This window comes from Arthrobacter sp. S39 (assembly GCF_004320525.1).
Lineage (GTDB): Bacteria > Actinomycetota > Actinomycetes > Actinomycetales > Micrococcaceae > Arthrobacter.
On the sequence record NZ_SIHX01000005.1, the window covers coordinates 56589 to 74046 of the forward strand.

Genomic DNA, 17458 nt, shown 5'->3' on the forward strand with positions numbered 1-17458 from the left:
GTCTAGGCTTTTGGGGAAAACGGGGGGTACTGGGATGCAGCCTGCAGGGCAACTTGACCAGCAACCGCAACGGCACGGGCAATGGTCCGGGCAGCAGCGCGGGCGCAGGCAACGGTTAGCGGTGGTCACCGGCGCCGGCCGGGGTTTCGGCGAGGCCCTTGCCCGCGAGCTTTCGGTGGCGGGATGGCTGGTGGTTGCCGTGGTGCGGCAGGCTGCGCAGGCAGCGCCGCTGGACCTCTTGCCCGGGGTGCAGGCCGTGATCCACGACGTACGGTCGGAGGACGCGTCAGCCGTGGTTGACGCGGTGCAGGGGCGTCAGGTGGATGTCCTCATCAACAACGCGGCCCAGGGGGCGCCGCACCGGCCGCTCGGTGCGGTGGACGCGGCGGGTGTGCTGAACGCCGTCGACGTGAACGCGGCCGGGCCGCTGCGGATGGTGCAGGCGCTGCTGCCGCAGCTGCTCGACGCCGGCGATCCCGTCATCGTGAACGTCACCTCCCGCCTGGGGTCACTGTCGGCCCAGGCCCGCGGGGACTTCGCAGGCCTTTCCACGAGCTATGCCTACCGGGTGTCCAAGGCTGCGCAGAACATGCTGACCGTATCGCTTGCACAGGACCTGGCCGGGCAGGTCCGCTGCTGGGCGGTCCATCCCGGCAAGCTCGCCACCGGGATGGGGCAGGCCGACGCCGTGAAGCCGCCCCGTGCTGCGGCGCGTGAGCTGCTGGAGCTGCTGGAATCGGACGAGCGCCGGTCACCGCGCTTCGTTTCACTCGGTGCGCAAGACCTGGACTGGTAACGGATGGAAAGCACACCGGCCCCCTCGTGGCGGCGCAGCCTGGCTTTTGTTGGCGCAAATCATGGCCTCGCGCTCCATCCCGTGGACGCCAGCGGCGAACAGCTTCCGGGTGAGGCGGCCAGCTGTTTCGCCTCGTTCTGGATGGCGGAGTGGTCGCGCTGGGGAACAGGTAACGCCCTCATCGTGGCCACCCTGCAGGGGTGGCGGAGCTACGGAAGCAACGAGTTCTTCGCCGCCACGCTTGCCGCCGAACTGACCCGCTACTTCCCGGAGGCGGCCAGGTTCCCGCTCGACGGGATCTCGCACACCCAGGACGAGTTCGACGTCGAACTGGACCTGGAGCACGGATTCCGCGCCACCGGCCGTAAGGCTGAGCTGGAGCTGGGAGGGATCCTGGACCGCCGGCCCTTTACGCAGCCGGACTTCCAGCTCGGGTCCAACCCGGCGGCCCTAAGCAATGTCTACCTGCCGTGCAGCAGCGGGAGGCTGGCCGAATTCGGAGTGGAGTGGCCCGGCGCGCCGAGCGTTTATCCGGGACCGCGGGGGCCGTCGTCGTCCGGCTATATGGCGGTTGCCGAATCATGGGTGATGTAGGGACCTGCCGGGGATGTAGGGGAGCCGGGCAGGTTGGCCTAGTGTTAAGCAACCTTAGTATTTAGGACGGCAGTGAAAACTGCCGGCGGACGAAAGCAGAGGTGACCATGGCCAAGCGCAGTAATCCCGCCGTGCGGATCGCACAGGAAACCGCCCACAACGCGGTGTTCGACGCCGAAGGAAAGCCCAAACCCGGGGTCCACAATGTGCTGCTCCGGGCAGTGGAAATCCAGCGCCCGCTGGTGCTGGCCTATATCCGCAGGGTGCAGCGCAAACAGCCGCACGCATCCGCTGCGCAGCTCGCTGTAAGAATTGAGCGCGACTACCTCGCGGCGGTGACCGGAGGCGGCGCGATCGTGGGGGCCACGGCGTTGGTGCCCGGCGTCGGGACCGTCGCATCGCTTGGCCTTTCCGCTGCGGCCACCGTGGGATTCCTCGAGGCCACAGCCCTCTATGCCACGTCCCTCGCCGAGCTTCATGGCATCCGCCTGACCAACCCCGAAAAGGCCAGCACCATGGTCATGGCCATCATGCTGGGCGAAGAGGGAACCGCCCTGCTGGGCACTCTGAGCGGGCAGGCGATGGGCAGGGGAACGAGTCCCACCAAGGCATGGGGCAACGCGCTCTCGAAGTCCCTCCCCGGGTCTGGGTTCGGCGCCGTCCGGAACAGGATCCAGAAGGCCTTCCTGAAGAGCCTGGTGAAGCGCCAGGGCACGGCGCTGTTCGGCCGCGCCCTGCCGTTCGGCATCGGCGCAGTGGTGGGCGGAGCAGGAAACCTGATGATGGGGCGGGCTGTGGTGGCCAACGCCAAGGAGGCTTTCGGGCCGATGCCGGATACCATTCCAGGGGAGCTCAAAGCCGCCGGCGCGGGCCCGGACAACCTCACTCTGGAAGGCAACAACCTTGGACCTCAACGCTGACCTTGGCGAATCATTCGGCTCGTGGAACATGGGCGACGACGCCGCGATGTTCCGGCTGGTCACCAGCGCCAACGTAGCCTGCGGCTTCCATGCGGGTGACCCCGTCACCATGTTGGACAGCTGCCGCGCCGCCTTCGAACTTGATGTGACCGTCGGCGCGCACGTGGGATACCGGGACCTGGCAGGTTTCGGCCGGCGCTCCCTGGATATGTCCTTCGATGAGCTTTTCGGCGACGTCCTCTACCAGTTGGGGGCCCTGGACGGGGTGGCCCACGCAGTGGGTGCCTCCGTTGATTACGTCAAGCCGCACGGCGCACTGTACAACCGGCTGGTCCACGACGCCGAGCAGGCTTCAGCCGTGGTTGCCGCCATCCAGGCCTACGACCCCGGCCTGCCCATCCTCGGACTGCCGGGCTCGCAGCTGCTGATCCAGGCCAAGGAAGCCGGCCACCCCGTTTTCGTGGAGGCCTTTGTTGACCGTGCCTATCAGGCCGACGGCACGCTGGTCCCGCGCTCGCAGGCTGGTGCCGTCCTGCACGACGTCGATTCCATTGTTGAGCGTGCGGTGCGCCTTGCCGTGAAGGGTGAGGTCGTGGCTGTTGACGGGACGGTGGTGCAGGTCAGGCCCGACTCGTTGTGCATCCACGGCGACACCCCCGGGGCAGTGGAAATGGCCGGGGGAGTCCGTGCAGGCCTCGAAGCGGCCGGCGTGGAACTGGAGTCGTTCGCGTAATTAGCGAGCTTCGGGCCCAGCTACTTCGAGCAGCAGCTCTTCGGGCAATGGATCCTCGGGCAAATCGTCTTCGGGCACGGCGGAGCTGAGTCCTCTGTCCGAAAGCAGGCCCCGTATCTGTGGTGGCCAGTGGGGTGGTTCCCAGTCCTGGTGTTCGCTTTGGTAGTGGCGGCCGGTGGGTGAGGTCCAGCCGGGGGGTTCGTTGGTGCTGGCGTTTGTGGGGGTCCACGCCGTGGAGTGTTTGAGCCGGTGGTGTTTGCGGCACAGTGACTCGAGGTTGGATATACCGGTGGTGCCGCCGTCGGCCCAGGCGAGGATGTGGTCTGCTTCGTTGTCCAGGGATTGGTTGCTGCAGCCGGGGAAGGAACATTTCCCGTCCCGCATGTGCAGCCATTGCCGCATGGAGGCGGGGATGCGGTAGCTGTTCCGTCCGGTTTCCAGCGGTGCCCCATCTCGCGGATCAATGAGGACCCGGCGGAATGAGGATGCCCCGTCGGCGACGAGCTGGCGGGCCATGGAGGCGGGGATGGGGCCGTAGCCGTCGAGGTCGGCGGGTTCGTCGGTGAGGCCCATCAGGGCGAACACAGGCACGGTCACGAGGACCTGCGCCGCCGGTGGGGGCACCCGGCCAGAATCGACCCCGTCAGTGGCCGGAACCGGGCCGGCCACAGCATCATCGACCCCGTCCGTGACCGGAACACCGCCAGCCACGCCATCATTGCTGGTGCTGGTGCTGGTGCTGGTGCTGGTGCTGGTGCTGGTGCTGGTGCTGGTGCTGGTTCTGGTGGTCGCTAGATCTGTCTTGCTGTCGGCGGCTGGGCCTGTACTGCCGTCCAAGGGGTTGCTGGTGGTGAAGCCGGCGCTGAGGAGTAGTTTGGCGGCGACGTCTGCCCGGAGCTGGGTCATGGTCCTGTCCTCGGCGGGGCCTTGGAGGGCCCGGGCGGCGGCGGTGACGCCGTTCCAGATCCCGGCGGCCTGGTCCGCAGGCAGGTACGCGGAGAGCCAGGCCATCCCGTCGCGGTCCGGGGCGTACTCCAGCCGCCGGTCCAGGAAGCTTTTAGCGTGGCGTTTCTCGATGCTGACCGGGTGGTGGCGTTCCCGCCACGTCCGGGCTTTGTGCCGGAACCGCGCCGGGACCATGTCCCCGACCGGGCACGTGGCGGGGTTGGGTGCTTCCGGGTCCAGGAAATGGGCTTCCAGCGCGGCGGCCCCGGCTGGATTCAGGCTGGCCGCCTCATCGACCATGACCCTCGCATGCTGCCACGACACCAACCCCTGCTCCAAAGCGGCCTGGGTCAGCGGCAGGGTGGTGGTCAGTTCGTGGGATTCGGCCAGGAGTGCTGATGCCGAGCGTTCGCTGACCGTCAGCGCACACGCGACCTCCGCGACGACCCCCATTTCCCGGGCCAGTCGCTGATGCGGCTCCTCATCCGGAGCGGACATCGCCCGGGTTGCCTCGGCAAACCCGGCGGCGAAGCGCACTTTCCTGGCAGCCAGCATGGCCTCCATTCGGGCAGTCTCTTCGAGGCCCTCCAGGCACGCATCTGCCCGGTCACGGAGCGGGTCCGTGCCGGTGGACCCGGAGCGGCCCTCGCTGCGTTCCGCCAGCACCGCAAGCGCAGCGATAGAAGCCATCATGGCCTCCATCGAATCCACTGCTGCGGCGTTTCCCATACCCCCATCATCCTGCGAGGCACCGCCAAAAACCGCGAAGCAAATGCCCTATGTGGATAACCTCCGGCCACTCGCAAGACGAACTTCCGGATGGGTTTCCGGCTGCACTTGCAAGGGCCCCAACTGTACGTTCGCGCAGCCTTTGTCGCGGCCGGAGGGCCCCAACTGTACGTTCGCGCTGTCTTTGTTCGTTCGGAAGTCCCGGGTCGGAGGAAAGTTCAGCCGAAGACCAGGTGCGCCGCGCTGAAGATGGCCAGGCCGGCCAGCGAGCCCACCACGGTTCCGTTGATCCGGATGAACTGCAGGTCCTTGCCCACCTGGAGTTCGATCTTCTGGGACGTTTCCTCCGCGTCCCAGCGCGCCACGGTATCGGTGATAACGCCGGCGATGTCCGAGCGGTACGTGCGCACCAGGTAGCCGGCGGCGTCGCCGATCCAGGCGTTGACCTTGCCGGCCAGTTCGGCGTCATTGACCAGGCGTGAGCCGAAGTCGCGCACGGCCGCCTTGAACCGCACCGTCAGTTCACTGTCCGGATCGTCCACCGCAGACAGCAGGGCGCTCTTCACGGTGCCCCAGGTCCGGGAGGCCAGTTCGCGGACTTCAGGATCTCCGAGGACCTGTGCCTTGATGTCCTCCGCGCGGGCAATCATGACAGGGTCATGCTGGAGGTCCTGCGCCAGGTCGGTGAGGTACTTATCGATCTGCTGCCGCACCTGGTGATTGGGGTCTGCCTGCACGGCACGGGTGAACTTGAGGATCTCCACATAGACCTTGTCGCCTACCAATCCGTCCACGAACTGCGGAACCCAGGCGGGGGAGCGGTCCGACACCAGCCGGCTGACGGTCTCGTGGTTGTCGTCCACCCAGTCGGCAGCCCTGTCAACCAGCAGGTCCACCAGCTTGTGATGGTGGCCGTCGGCGAAAATCCGCTCCGCCATCCGTCCCACGGGAGGTCCCCACGGCGGAGCCAGCAGATGCTTGCGCACCATTCCCTCGATAACCGCCTGAACGTCGTCGTCGTTCAACACCTTGAACGCACCGCGGATGACGGCGGCACCCTCCTTCGCCACGCGCTCGGCGCCACCCGGCCCGGCGAGCCACTGGCCGGCCTTCCGTGCGACGTTTACGCTGGCCAGCTTGTCCTGGACCACCTGCTCCGACAGGAAGTTGGTCTCCACAAACTCACCCAGCGACGCCCCGATCTGGTCCTTGCGCCGCGGAATGATGGCGGTATGCGGAATCTTGATCCCCATCGGGTACTTGAACAGGGCGGTCACGGCGAACCAGTCGGCCAGCGCGCCCACCATGCCACCTTCGGCGGCCGCCCGGACGTACTGCAGCCACGGATATTCCTTCTGGAAGGCGAACGCAAACACAAAAATGACCGCCATGGCGATCAGCAGACCCAGCGCCAACAGCTTCATCTTCCGCAGCGCTGCCGCCTTTTCGGCGTCACCCGCACTGAGCTGATGGCCGACGACGGCGGCGCCCCTTTGGGCGGGCACGTCGGGCCGCGTGGGGTCCTGCCGGGTAATTGGCTCAGAGTTCACCTGCATGTGCCCAGCCTAGTCCCGCCCGCAGCCGCAGGGTCGGCTACCGTGTCTGCATGACCATCGACGAGTCTGCACCCCACCGGCCCCTGGTTTATGCCCACCGCGGCGCCAGCGCCGCCTTTGCCGAGCACACCCGGGCCGCCTACCTCCAGGCACTGGCCGACGGCGCCGACGGCGTCGAGTGCGACGTCCACCTCACCCGGGACCAGCACGCCGTCCTGCTCCACGACGCGAATCTGGACCGCACCTCCGACGGAACCGGGCCGGTTGCGGACCGCACGCTCGAGGAGTTGAGGCTCCTGGATTTCTCGTCGTGGAAAGGCGTGCGGATTCCAGAGGAATACGGAGCCCGGTCGGAACAGTTCCTGACACTCAAGGAGCTCCTGGACATCCTCCGCGGGGCCGGACGCCCTGTGGGGCTTGCCATTGAGCTGAAGCACCCCAGCCCGTACCAGCTGAAGCTGGAGGACCGTGTCCTGGACGTTCTCCGGAGCGACGGCTGGGACCCCCTGACGTCAACCGTGGACAACATCCGCGTGACGTTCATGAGCTTCAGCCCGGATTCGGTGAAGCACCTGCTCCACACCGTGCCTGCGGAGTTCATCTGCCAGCTGGTGGATGAGATAGACGTCGACGAAGTCCGCGAAGAGCTCGGTCTCGGTGCGCTCACCGGCAGCGCTGTCGCCAACGTCATGAAGGCTGCGCAATTGGAAGGCGAACGCATCCTCGATGACTGCGAAGTGAGGCTGGCCGGGCCAGGCATCGACTATGTCCGCCTGCACGCCCGCACAGTGCAGCGGTGGCTGGAATCCGGCCGGCGCTTCCGGGTATGGACTGTGGATTCCGAGCGGGACGTGGCCCTCTGCCAGGGCCTGGGCATCCACGAGATCACCACGAACATGCCCGCCAGGGTTTTGGCGCAGCTCTAGGGCAAGCGCGCAGGCCCGTTCAGCCGTGGTTCAGGCGCCGCTCGTGCGGGAGCGGCCCGGTTCATGCGCCGGACGGGCTGTGGTTGAGTGGAACCATGGCATTTCATTGGTCCAGCACCGCCACGCAGACCCTCTCCGCGGCAGCCCTGAGCGCGCTGCTGCTGACCAGCGCCATGAAGCACTTCCGCGATCCTGGCTTCTACCGCCAGGTGGTCCCGGACTACCTTTGCCGCGACGAGCACGGATCCCCAGCCGCGCCGCCAGCGTCAGCTGCCGTCGCCAGCACGCGGCCGCTCGCCGTGATGACCCGCGATGAATGGATCGCGCTGAGCGGCCTCGTGGAGGCGGGTGCCGCCGTCGGCCTGCTGATCCCCGCGACGCGACGCGTCACGGCCACCGGCGTCGCTGCCCTCTTCGGGGTGTTCCTGTCCGGCCATGTGGACGCAATCCGGCGTGCCTATGGCCCGGACGGTTCACCGGTCCAGCGCAAAGTGCACACAGTCCGTTTGCCCCTGCAGGTGCCGCTGATCCTGTGGGCGTGGAGCCTGCGGAACGCTGGCCGGCGGACCGGCTCATGAAGCTTCTGTCCTCCCCGGCGGTCAAGGTGGGAATATCCATCAGCATCGCCACCGGGCTCTACGGTGTTTCGTTCGGCGCGCTGTCCGTCACCTCGGGACTGGACTTCTGGCAGACCATGGCGCTGAGCCTCCTGCTGTTCAGCGGCGGCTCACAGTTCGCGTTTATCGGAGTGGTGGCCGGCGGCGGATCCGGCGTCGCGGCGATGAGCGCCGCCACGCTGCTGGGCATGCGCAACGGCATCTACGGCATGCAGCTCAACGCGCTCCTGCACCCCACCGGCTGGCGCAAGTACGTGGCGGCACAGCTCACCATCGACGAGTCAACCGCCACCAGCACCGGCCAGACCGATCCGGACGAACAGCGGCGCGGCTTCTGGGCTGCAGGGATCGGCATCTATGTCCTGTGGAACCTCTTCACCGCAGTGGGCGCACTCGCCGGGGCCGGCTTGGGCGATCCGAGGCAGTGGGGACTGGACGGTGCCGCGGTCGCTGCCTTCCTGGCGCTCCTGTGGCCGCGGCTGAAGGGGCGCGAGCCGGTGGCCATCGCCGTCGTCTGCGCCCTGGCAACCGTCCTCGCCGTGCCGTTCGTGCCCGCCGGCGTACCGATCCTGATCGCTGCCGTGGTTGCCGCAGTGATCGGCTGGTTCAGCCACGGCCGCAGCGACGAAGGCCTCGAGCCGGACGTGGACCCGTACGCCGAGCACCACCACCGCCAACACGGCCCTGCCGCTTCGAGGAAGGCGGGCGCATGAGCCTCTGGATCTGGCTGCTGCTGGCGTGCGCCTTGGCTTATGCGTGGAAGCTCGTGGGCTACTTTGTGCCCGCCAAGCTCCTTCAAAACCCCCGTATGTCCCGTGTGGCAGGCACCATGACCATCGGCCTGCTGGCGTCCCTGACGGTGGTAAATGCCGTGGCCTCCGGACAGTCGCTGGCAGCCGACGCCAGGCTGGGAGCACTCGCGGCGGCGGCCATTGCGCTGGCTTTCCGGGCTCCGTTCCTGGTGGTGGTGCTGGCCGGCGCCGGTGCAGCCGCAGTCCTTCGGCTCCTCGGATGGAACTGACGGCACACGCCATGTGACGCGCACCTCTGGTGACGCGGAACACGGCGGCGGTACTATGAGTCTGGCTAGGCAGTTGGCCATGGATCGTCTTTATTGGAGCGGTAACCATGGAAAACCCACTGTACGTAGCTGGCGACAGATCCGGGACGCCAGTAAAAATGGCGTCCCCCAAACGACGCGCGGGACTACCCGTGAAGAGGTTCTTCTCCCGTTTCAGGTCGCTGTCAGACGTCCCTGCGTCGGACCTGGAGTTGCTCTCAGAGCGCATCACCTTGGCGCTGGATCTGGGGCACCAGCCCCACTTCTCGGCGCTTCATGCAGCGGTACGCCACGAACTGCGTAACCGGGAATCAGCCCTCAACGATTGAGCTTTTCGGGACTGAAGTATGGTCCACTGAAGAGGGGCCGCCGCCCAAGGCAGGTGGCCGGAAGGAGGAATCACCATGAACGAACAGCCGCAAACGCCGGTCCAGGACGATGGGGTGGAGGCTACGACGACGGGCAGCCAAGCCAAGGTGCGTCCCGCTTACCTTGACTCCAGTGGCTCCGAGTCCACCCGCGAACTCCGCGACACGGCACGCCGCCGCCGGGATTCGGAAGAGAAGCTCCAGCAGCATCTGCTCGAAGCCAAGGACCACACTCCCAATGCGGACACACACCCGCATCATTCGCCGGAAGACGCCGGCCAGCGGGAAGAAGCCGCTCAGCGCGAAGACGCTGGCTAGAGGAGACTCAACGCGTGCTCAGGCTACTCCGTGGGCCGCGCCGTCGGCCGAGCCGGCCCGGCGGCCGCTTTCCTCGACAGCGAGTTCGTACCAGACCTGCGCGCCGAATTCCGGCGTAGCCGTATCAAGGTTCTGGAACAGCGCGTCCAGGAGGTTCGCCAGTTCTTCGGGGGACAGGGTCGGGAGTACCACTTCCGGTCCACGCGGGTCATTTATGAAATGCGCGAGCTGTGAACTGTTCATCGTGCGGTGGTTTCGTCGAATCGGATACGCAGGAAACTGCTCATGGGTCGCTCCATCTGGGAAATCAGAGGCTGGCTGCGTAACCCCACACGAGTCTATTCCAACGATTGGATGCCCACAATGGCTCCGGCACCTTCAGGTGAAGCGGTTCAGCTAAATCGGCGTCCGGCAACGAAGTCGCCAGCCATATGTCCGACGGGCAGTTGGGCTGCCGGCAGCGGGACGTGGGCGGGAAGCGGCCGGTGGGGCCTTTCGGACCGGATGGCGTCTTCGATCAGCGCCACCGGACGGCGCCAGGCGTCGGAGCCCGGCTCCATGGTGTCCACCACGCCGATCAGCATGGCGAGCAGCCGGAAGATGTCCGTCATGGAGATATCCGGGCGCAGTGTGCCCTGCCCCTGCCCGCGTCCCAGCAGGATGCCGATGGAATCGATCAGGGAGCCGGTGATTCCGGTGAGGAGCTGCCGCCGCCCGGCGACGGCGCCGAGCAGGTTTGCGTCGGTGCTGGCCGCAGCCATGATCGCCTCGATGACCCGGAACAGTCCTGCGGCTGCGTCGATGTCCGCCAGTGCGTCGTCGATGACCGGATCCACAGTCAGCCTGAGCTGCCGGTTGAGGGCGGCCAGGACCAGTTCTTCCTTGTCCGCGAAGTTGCGGAACAGGGTTGCGGGTCCGACGCCGGCCGTGGCGGCAATGGTCTGCAGCGGCACTTCCGGGCCAAATTCCTGGAAGCATTGCCGGGCCGCCGTAATGATCTTGTCCACGTTGCGCGCTGCGTCTGCGCGGAGTGGTTTGCGGGCGACTGCGATGCTCATGCGATCAGGGTAGCAACGCAGCCCGGGGCGATCACCGTTACTGGAGGGTAGGCGGTTATGTGACGTGCGCGGCACGCTTCAGGCCGCTTGGCCTCCGCACCGCCGTGGCACACTTTCAGTATGTTGCTTGCATTTTCTGTAGCCCCGTCCGGTACGCCCAGCGGGGGGTCCCGGCCCACCGATGCGTCAGTGCACGACGCCGTTGCCGCCGCCGTGAAAATCGTCCGGGAGTCGGGACTCCCCAACCAGACGGATTCCATGTTCACCACCATCGAGGGTGAATGGGACGAAGTCTTTGACGTCGTAAAGCGGGCCACGGAGGCGGTTGGCCAGTTCGGGAGCCGCGTCTCCCTGGTCATCAAGGCGGACATCCGTCCCGGCTACACCGGTGAGCTCACCGCCAAGGTGGACCGGCTGGAAAGCGTGCTCGAAGAACAAGGTTAATCAGCTACCCGTGTAAGCGCAGGCTCCGGAACCGTACGGGCCGCTCCAGACAGCCAGGAGGACGTGCCTAGACCCACGCATTCCCGCGTGCCAGACTGTGGCCATGTTTGAGCACAAGCCCCAGCCGGGCTGGATTGCCGTGGAGGAATTCCTGACGGACAAGGTGGTCCATCCCGACGGGTCGCTGCAGCGGGCGGTGCAGTCCGCGGTCGACGCCGGGATGCCGCCGATCGAAGTGGCGCCCAACGCCGGGAAGCTATTGAAGCTCCTGGTTCAGATGTCCGGCGCGCGGCGGGTCCTGGAGATCGGCACACTGGCCGGCTTCAGTACCATCTGGATGGCCCAGGGACTTCCCGACGGTGGCAGGCTTGTCACGTGCGAATACCTCACCAAACACGCTGACGTGGCCAGGGCCAACCTTGACGCCGCAGGCCTGGGTCACAAAGTTGACATCCGGATCGGCGCCGCGCTGGATACGCTGGCCGCCCTGGAGGCTGAAGGCCAGGAAGCCTTCGACTTTGTCTTCATCGACGCGGACAAGGAGAACGACTCCAAATACCTCGACTGGGCAGTCCGGCTGGGCCGTCCCGGCACTACGGTGATCCTCGACAACGCCGTATGGGAAGGCGCCGTGCTGGAGCCGGCCATGGACCCGGTCAATGCGCCGGGAATCATCAGCGCTCTTGAGCTGATGGGGAAGCACCCCCAGCTTGATGCCACGGTCATCCAGACGGTCGGCTCCAAGGGATGGGACGGGTTCGCGCTGGCCGTCGTCCGGTGACAGCGCTGCGACGCCGGTAAAACCGTCGGGCTCAAAACTTCAGCCTCCAAAAAGTACTAAGTATGCTTAGAATAGTGTCCCGCCCGGAACTCCGGACGGGACGGAATCTTGCAGCGGAGGCAACTGATGAAAGCGTCACCCACCCTGGCCAGTAACCTTCAGATGGTCCTCACCGACCTGATCGAACTGCACATGCAGGGCAAGCAGGCTCATTGGAACATCGTGGGAACCAACTTCCGCGACCTCCACCTGCAGCTGGACGAAATCATCGAGGCCGCCCGGCAGTTCGCGGACGAGGCGGCGGAACGGATGCGGGCCCTGCATGCCCTTCCGGACGGCCGGAGCAGGACGGTTTCTGCCGATACGCGGCTGGACGAATTTCCCGCAGGGCTGACGTCCACGAAGGACGCCGTTAAGCTCGTCACGGCGAGGCTGGAACGGACGGTCAAGACCATGCGGGATGTCCATGACGAGGTGGATGAGGAAGACCCCACCAGCGCGGACCTCCTGCACGCGGTCATCGAACGCATGGAGCAGCTGGCGTGGATGGTGAGTGCGGAAACCATGACGCCGTCGGCCGCCGTTACCGAGCCGGCCGGCAAATAGGCTGCGGCAGGGCAGGTACGTGAAGGAAGCGAAACCGCAGGGACGGCCCGCGGCATCTGAACATCGGAGGCCGCGGCCCGTCAGGTTCACTGTGCCGTCAGGACATGACACCGCCCTGGAAAGCCTGCTCGACGCCGTGGCCTCGGCGGTGGGTGACGTGCCGGCGCTCCTCACGCTGGCGCGCGAGGCAGCAAGGGCCTGGCCGCAGCCAGGCAGGGGCAGCACGGCGGAGCTGTGGGAGCTGCTGGCCTCCGTCACCGCCGTGGATGTTGCCGCCGGCCGGATCTTCGAACCGCACCTGGATGCGCTGGCCATCCTCGCCCAGTCAGGGAGGAATCCGGGCAGCATAGAGGGCGCGTGGGGCGTGTTCGCTGCCGAAGGCCCGGGGGAAAAGCTGGAAGCCAAAGCGGGCGACGGCGGCATCCTCCTGAGCGGTTCAAAGCCGTGGTGCTCCCTGGCGCCGCTCCTGGATTACGCCGTGATCACCGCCCACACCGGGACAGGCGGCAGGGCTGCCTTCGCCGTGGACCTGCACCACCCGGGAGTGACCTGCGAGGAGCCGGCGTGGATCGCCCGCGGACTGCAGGAAATACCCAGCGGGACCGTGCACTTCAACCAGGTCCCCGCCGGGCAGCTGGGCGACGACGGCTGGTACTTCAACCGTCCGGGCTTCGCGTGGGGCGGCATGGGAGTGGCCGCCTGCTGGCTTGGCGGAGCCGTGGCCGTGGCCAGGGACTACGCGGACGCCCTTCGTGGGGCTTCGGAGCGGGGCCGTGAACCGGACCAGGTTGCGCTCGCCGGCCTGGGCGAGACGGACCGCATCCTTTCCTCCTCGCTCCAGTATCTGGCGCGGACAGCAGCACTGATCGACGACGGCGGACTCGGCCGCGGCGATCAGCCCGCCTTGGGCGGTGATCGCCATGGAGCTGCGAACCGCTCAGGCACGGACCACCCGGGCACGGACCGCAGCGTGTGGAGCGAAGCGCTGCGCGTGCGCGGCACGGTGGCTGCCGCCGTCGAACGCGTCCTTTCCCTCGTCAGCCGGAACCGGGGACCGGGACCACTGGCGTTCGACGAACCGTATGCCAAGCGGATGGCTGACCTGGAGCTCTATGTGCGCCAGCACCACGCCCAGCGCGACGACGCGCAACTCGGGGCGCTGACCCTGAAGGGGGAACGGCTGTGGTGACGTTTTCGCACACAGATGAAGGGACGGACGAGGCCGTCTGGGCTGCCAGCGGCCTCGCCGGCCTCGCTGAATTGCCGCTTGCCCCGGAGGAGCTGGCCGGTATGAGGTTTGTGGTCCTGGCGGCCCACCCCGATGACGAGACGCTCGGTGCCGGCGGGCTGCTGGCGCGGCTGCACACCCTTGGGGCCGACGTCGACGTTGTATTGTGCACCGCGGGCGAGGGGTCGCATCCCTACTCCAAAACAGTCTCCCCGGACCAGCTGGGGACCACCCGCGTCAACGAGTTCGGGGCGGCCCTGGCCGCGCTGGGGCATGCCGGGAACTGGCGCTACCTGGGCCTGCCGGATGGTGGCCTTGCCGGGCACGTCGTCGAGGTCACCGCCGGCCTGCGTGAGGCCCTTAGCCGCCACGCCGGCCCGCCGGAACAGCTGGTGATTGTGGCTCCGTACCGTGCCGACGGCCACACGGACCACGACGCCCTGGGCGCGGCCGCGGCGCAGGTGGCGCTCGACGGCGGCCACGCGCTGCTCGAATACCCCATCTGGTACTGGCTGTGGGCAACGCCGGCCCACCCCGAGTGGGAGTCCTGGGTGCGGTTGCCGCTGGACCGCGCGGCACAGGAGGCCAAAGCGGCGGCGATGGGTGCCCACGCCAGCCAGGTGCTCCCGCTATCGCCCCAGCCGGGCGACGAAGCGTTGCTGGGCGTTAGGTTCCTTCGGCATTTTGACCGCCCGTTTGAGGCGTTCGCCTGGACGCCTGCAGCCGGCGGTGCCTCTGCCCCGCACAGCAGCGCGGATGCCGAACGGATCTTTGACGAGGTCCATTCAGCCTCCGAAGATCCTTGGAAATACACCACCAGCTGGTACGAACGCCGAAAACGCGCCCTGACCCTGGCCGCACTGCCGCAGGAGTACTACCGTTCCGGCCTCGAGATCGGCTGTTCCATCGGCACGCTCAGCCTTGAGCTTGCGGACCGCTGTACCAGTCTCCTCGCCGTGGATGCCAGCAGCACGGCGCTGGAGCAGGCCGCGGCCAGGCTGGCCCCGTTCCCCGGCGTGGCCACCCGACAGCTCACCCTTCCGGGGGAGTGGCCGGACGGCACCTTTGACCTGGTAGTGGTCTCCGAAGTGGGCTACTACCTGTCGCCGGCCGAGCTGGCGCTCCTCCTGGATCGCATCGAGGCGTCACTGGAGCCCGGGGGCATACTCCTGCTGTGCCACTGGCGGCATCCCGTCTCCGGCTGGGAGCTCGACGGCGAGACCGTCCACACGCTCGCGCGGGACCGCTTGGGCTGGCCTGCCGCGGGCCTCTACCGGGAGCGGGACTTTGTGCTGGAAACCCTGGTGGCGCCTCTGGACTCCACCAGTGCGGAGCCGTGATGGACCGCATCGGGCAGGTCGCCGTCGTCGTGCCGGTCCATAACGAGGAGCAGCACCTGGCCCGGGCCCTTGCCGGCATCCGCGCCGCGGCCAACGCCCTGCAGGCGTGCCAGCCCGGCGTCGGGGTCACCGTTGTGGTTGTCCTGGACACCTGTACTGACAACTCCGGTGACATCGCGGCGCGGGCCGCGGCAGCGGATACGCGCATCACCCTTCTCCAGGTTGCCTTCCGGAGCGTGGGGAAAAGCCGCCGGGCGGGCATCGAAACGCTGCTGGCCGCTTGTCCACTGTCCTCGGGTGCTGCTTCCCGGCGGCTATGGCTGGCCAACACGGATGCTGATTCCTGCGTTCCTGCGAACTGGCTGCAGGGCCAGGTCGGCCTCGCGGACGCCGGGGCGGACGCCGTGCTCGGATCAGTGGAACCGGATCCGGCGGGCATGGACCCCGAGATCCTGCGTCGCTGGCATGCCAGGCACCCGTTTGAGGAGGACCATGCCCACGTGTACGGAGCCAACTTTGGGGTGCGGGCTTCGGCGTACGAGCTGTCGGGTGGGTTTCCGCGCCAGCGCTCACACGAGGACCGCGCACTGGTGGAGACGCTGCGCCGGCGCGGGTTCACGGTCAGGGCCACCGACAGCATCCGCGTGCTGACGTCGGGCCGCATCCACGCGCGGGCTCCCCACGGTTTCGGCGCCTACCTTCTCGCCCTGGGGCTGGAACCGGCTGTGGCGGTCGAAGGCTGATCCGGCCAAACGGATTGATTTAATCAAAAAAGACCGGGACGGCACGTGCATACCTGCCGTCCCGGCCCGTGGGTCAGGTAATCAAAGGGTCAGTCCTTTTTGAAGGCGTCCTTGACCTTCTCGCCGGCCTGCTTCAGGTCCGCCTTGGACTGGTCCATTTGTCCCTCGGCCTCAAGGCGCTCGTCGTCTGTCGCCTTGCCTGCGGCCTCTTTGGCCTTGCCGCCGAGCTTCTCGGCGGTGTTCTCGATTTTGTCATCCAAACCCATGGTGATTCTCCCTACGGCTTGTTTGCGGCGGCGGAATGCCACCGATGATTCTTCCATGCTAGCCAGCAAGAGCGCGCGCCAACAGAGGCTCAAACGGGGAGAGACTACAAGAAACCGGATCGAGGGGGCCGACGGCGACTGGGGGGACTGGCCTCGGTCTCAGAAGAGGCCAACTCGCCGCCGACCCCGTCTGACGCCCGTGCCCACGTGACACGGGCAAGCTAAATGGGGCTTGTCCTGTTTTGATTTTCCTCCTAGTTTGCGACCCTGCCTAGTCCTTCCGATTCGCGTCCCTGTTGTGGCGCTCGCGGAGTTCACGGCCGTGCCGGATGTCTTCTTCCTCCTGCTTCTGCAGCTTCTCGCTCTTCTTCGTGTCGCGGGGCGGCAATTGGATCGTTTCCTCAGCCTTGATGCCGGCCTGGAGCTGGCGCCCACGCTCCATCTCGGCGTCAAACTCGGCACCGAACAGCAACGACATGTTCAGGATCCAGAGCCACAGGAGCATCACGATCACGCCGCCCAGGGCCCCGTAGGTCTTGTTGTAGTTGCCAAAGTTGGCCACGTAGAAGGCAAAGCCCAGCGATGCCAGGACAAATATGACCAGGGCGATCAGGGAGCCGATACTCATCCACTTGAACTTGGGCTGCTTAACGTTCGGGGTGGCGTAGTAGAGGACCGCGATGATCACGGTGACCAGGGCCACGATCACTGGCCACTTGGCCATGTTCCAGACGGTAAGGAAGGCTCCGCTCAGCCCGATGGCACCTCCTACTGCCTCCGAGACTGGTCCGCTCAGGACCAGCATGCCGGCAAGAAGGGCCACAATGACCACGGCGAGCAGGGTCACTGCCAGCATCGTCCCGCGGAGCTTCACGAACGGCCGGCCCTCGTCCACTTCATAGATCCGGTTCATTGCCCGGCCGAACGCGCCCACATACCCGGAGGCTGACCACAGTGCGGTTGCCAGGCCGAGGAACAGGGTGAGCCCGGCGGCAGGAGAGGAAGCCAGCTCCTCCACCGGGCCGCTGACAGTAGCAACGGTGTCGGAGGGGGCGATGCCGCGAACGATCTCCAGCAGCACCGCCGTCGTCTTCTCCGGATCACCGAAAATCCCCACCAGCGAAACAAGTGCCAGGAGTGCCGGGAACAGGGATAGCACAGCGTAGTAGGTGAGGGCGGCGGCAAGGTCGGGGCATTGGTCTTTGGAGAACTCCCGCAGGGTCTTCTTGGCGATGTACTTCCAGGACGGCTTGTTGACGTCCGTGGGACTGTCTGGCTTGCGGGGATCGTCCGGTGCCGGGGCTTGGGCCGCCTTGGCAGTGCTGGTTTCTGAAGAATCATGAGGTGTCATGGGGGTCCTCTCCCGCGATGAAAACTGGAGCTGAAAAACAGACAGGCCGGCGCCGCCGGGGGAGGCGGGGAGCCGGCCT

The 17458-nt window shown here is 66.7% G+C and carries 22 protein-coding genes; 16 read left to right on the forward strand and 6 right to left on the reverse strand.

Going from position 1 to position 17458, the window contains the following annotated elements:
- Positions 1–34 precede the first annotated feature (34 nt).
- From EYS21_RS11435 to EYS21_RS11450, 4 genes are all read left to right on the forward strand, one after another.
- The gene (locus EYS21_RS11435) at positions 35–796 is read left to right on the forward strand and encodes an SDR family NAD(P)-dependent oxidoreductase (protein WP_131133338.1); all 762 of its coding nucleotides are present in this window, start codon (positions 35–37) and stop codon (positions 794–796) included.
- Positions 797–799: 3 nt separating this feature from the next.
- Positions 800–1390, forward strand: a complete 591-nt coding sequence (locus tag EYS21_RS11440; protein WP_131133339.1) for a hypothetical protein — start codon at positions 800–802, stop codon at positions 1388–1390.
- 107 nt (positions 1391–1497) lie between these two features.
- Positions 1498–2310 carry a hypothetical protein gene (locus EYS21_RS11445; RefSeq protein ID WP_131133340.1) on the forward strand — a complete coding sequence of 271 codons (813 nt, stop codon included), beginning with the start codon at positions 1498–1500 and terminating at the stop codon, positions 2308–2310.
- Entirely contained in the window at positions 2294–3043 is a 750-nt protein-coding gene (locus EYS21_RS11450) for a 5-oxoprolinase subunit PxpA (protein WP_131133341.1), read from the forward strand. Before EYS21_RS11445 ends, EYS21_RS11450 begins: the two co-directional genes overlap by 17 nt.
- Here the strand turns inward: EYS21_RS11450 and EYS21_RS11455 are convergent, their stop codons facing one another.
- Both EYS21_RS11455 and EYS21_RS11460 read right to left on the reverse strand, forming a co-directional pair.
- Complete coding sequence (locus EYS21_RS11455; protein ID WP_131133342.1) at positions 3044–4717, reverse strand: HNH endonuclease signature motif containing protein; 1674 nt, start codon at positions 4715–4717, stop codon at positions 3044–3046.
- Positions 4718–4935: 218 nt separating this feature from the next.
- Positions 4936–6273 carry a DUF445 domain-containing protein gene (locus tag EYS21_RS11460; RefSeq protein ID WP_131133343.1) on the reverse strand — a complete coding sequence of 446 codons (1338 nt, stop codon included), beginning with the start codon at positions 6271–6273 and terminating at the stop codon, positions 4936–4938.
- A 50-nt stretch (positions 6274–6323) separates the two neighbouring features.
- On the opposite strand from EYS21_RS11460, the gene EYS21_RS11465 reads away from it, so the two are divergent.
- The 6 genes from EYS21_RS11465 to EYS21_RS11485 all read left to right on the forward strand — a co-directional run bounded on the left by EYS21_RS11465 (position 6324) and on the right by EYS21_RS11485 (position 9562).
- Positions 6324–7199 carry a glycerophosphodiester phosphodiesterase family protein gene (locus tag EYS21_RS11465; protein ID WP_131133344.1) on the forward strand — a complete coding sequence of 292 codons (876 nt, stop codon included), beginning with the start codon at positions 6324–6326 and terminating at the stop codon, positions 7197–7199.
- A gap of 95 nt (positions 7200–7294) precedes the next feature.
- Positions 7295–7777, forward strand: a complete 483-nt coding sequence (locus EYS21_RS11470; RefSeq protein ID WP_131133345.1) for a hypothetical protein — start codon at positions 7295–7297, stop codon at positions 7775–7777.
- Positions 7774–8529 (forward strand): AzlC family ABC transporter permease, encoded by a 756-nt coding sequence (locus tag EYS21_RS11475; protein WP_131133618.1) that lies wholly within the window; start codon positions 7774–7776, stop codon positions 8527–8529. Before EYS21_RS11470 ends, EYS21_RS11475 begins: the two co-directional genes overlap by 4 nt.
- Entirely contained in the window at positions 8526–8837 is a 312-nt protein-coding gene (locus EYS21_RS11480) for an AzlD domain-containing protein (protein WP_131133346.1), read from the forward strand. Before EYS21_RS11475 ends, EYS21_RS11480 begins: the two co-directional genes overlap by 4 nt.
- 191 nt (positions 8838–9028) lie before the next feature.
- Entirely contained in the window at positions 9029–9205 is a 177-nt protein-coding gene (locus tag EYS21_RS23405; RefSeq protein WP_165478300.1) for a hypothetical protein, read from the forward strand.
- A gap of 75 nt (positions 9206–9280) precedes the next feature.
- Complete coding sequence (locus EYS21_RS11485) at positions 9281–9562, forward strand: hypothetical protein (RefSeq protein ID WP_242633393.1); 282 nt, start codon at positions 9281–9283, stop codon at positions 9560–9562.
- An 18-nt stretch (positions 9563–9580) separates the two neighbouring features.
- Here EYS21_RS11485 and EYS21_RS11490 read toward each other — a convergent pair whose 3' ends face one another.
- Both EYS21_RS11490 and EYS21_RS11495 read right to left on the reverse strand, forming a co-directional pair.
- Entirely contained in the window at positions 9581–9754 is a 174-nt protein-coding gene (locus EYS21_RS11490) for a hypothetical protein (RefSeq protein ID WP_242633394.1), read from the reverse strand.
- Positions 9755–9954: 200 nt separating this feature from the next.
- On the reverse strand, positions 9955–10620 hold the full coding sequence (locus EYS21_RS11495) for a TetR/AcrR family transcriptional regulator (protein ID WP_131133348.1): 666 nt from the start codon (positions 10618–10620) through the stop codon (positions 9955–9957).
- A 120-nt stretch (positions 10621–10740) separates the two neighbouring features.
- Between EYS21_RS11495 and EYS21_RS11500 the strand changes: the two genes are divergently transcribed.
- The 6 genes from EYS21_RS11500 to EYS21_RS11525 all read left to right on the forward strand — a co-directional run bounded on the left by EYS21_RS11500 (position 10741) and on the right by EYS21_RS11525 (position 15762).
- The gene (locus EYS21_RS11500; protein WP_131133349.1) at positions 10741–11064 is read left to right on the forward strand and encodes a thiamine-binding protein; all 324 of its coding nucleotides are present in this window, start codon (positions 10741–10743) and stop codon (positions 11062–11064) included.
- A gap of 103 nt (positions 11065–11167) precedes the next feature.
- Positions 11168–11845 carry an O-methyltransferase gene (locus EYS21_RS11505; RefSeq protein WP_131133350.1) on the forward strand — a complete coding sequence of 226 codons (678 nt, stop codon included), beginning with the start codon at positions 11168–11170 and terminating at the stop codon, positions 11843–11845.
- Between the two features lie 126 nt (positions 11846–11971).
- Complete coding sequence (locus tag EYS21_RS11510; protein ID WP_131133351.1) at positions 11972–12451, forward strand: DNA starvation/stationary phase protection protein; 480 nt, start codon at positions 11972–11974, stop codon at positions 12449–12451.
- Positions 12452–12542: 91 nt separating this feature from the next.
- A complete protein-coding gene (locus EYS21_RS11515) occupies positions 12543–13640 on the forward strand; it encodes a hypothetical protein (RefSeq protein WP_131133352.1) in 1098 nt (365 codons plus the stop codon).
- On the forward strand, positions 13634–15019 hold the full coding sequence (locus tag EYS21_RS11520) for a bifunctional PIG-L family deacetylase/class I SAM-dependent methyltransferase (protein ID WP_131133353.1): 1386 nt from the start codon (positions 13634–13636) through the stop codon (positions 15017–15019). The genes EYS21_RS11515 and EYS21_RS11520 overlap by 7 nt, the downstream gene beginning before the upstream one ends.
- Positions 15019–15762, forward strand: a complete 744-nt coding sequence (locus tag EYS21_RS11525; RefSeq protein WP_131133354.1) for a glycosyltransferase — start codon at positions 15019–15021, stop codon at positions 15760–15762. Before EYS21_RS11520 ends, EYS21_RS11525 begins: the two co-directional genes overlap by 1 nt.
- 89 nt (positions 15763–15851) lie before the next feature.
- On the opposite strand, the gene EYS21_RS11530 is transcribed toward EYS21_RS11525, so the two are convergent.
- Positions 15852–16028, reverse strand: coding sequence for a CsbD family protein (locus EYS21_RS11530; RefSeq protein ID WP_131133355.1), 177 nt, complete (start codon positions 16026–16028; stop codon positions 15852–15854).
- A gap of 271 nt (positions 16029–16299) precedes the next feature.
- Positions 16300–17379 (reverse strand): YihY/virulence factor BrkB family protein, encoded by a 1080-nt coding sequence (locus tag EYS21_RS11535; protein WP_131133356.1) that lies wholly within the window; start codon positions 17377–17379, stop codon positions 16300–16302.
- Positions 17380–17458: the final 79 nt, after the last annotated feature.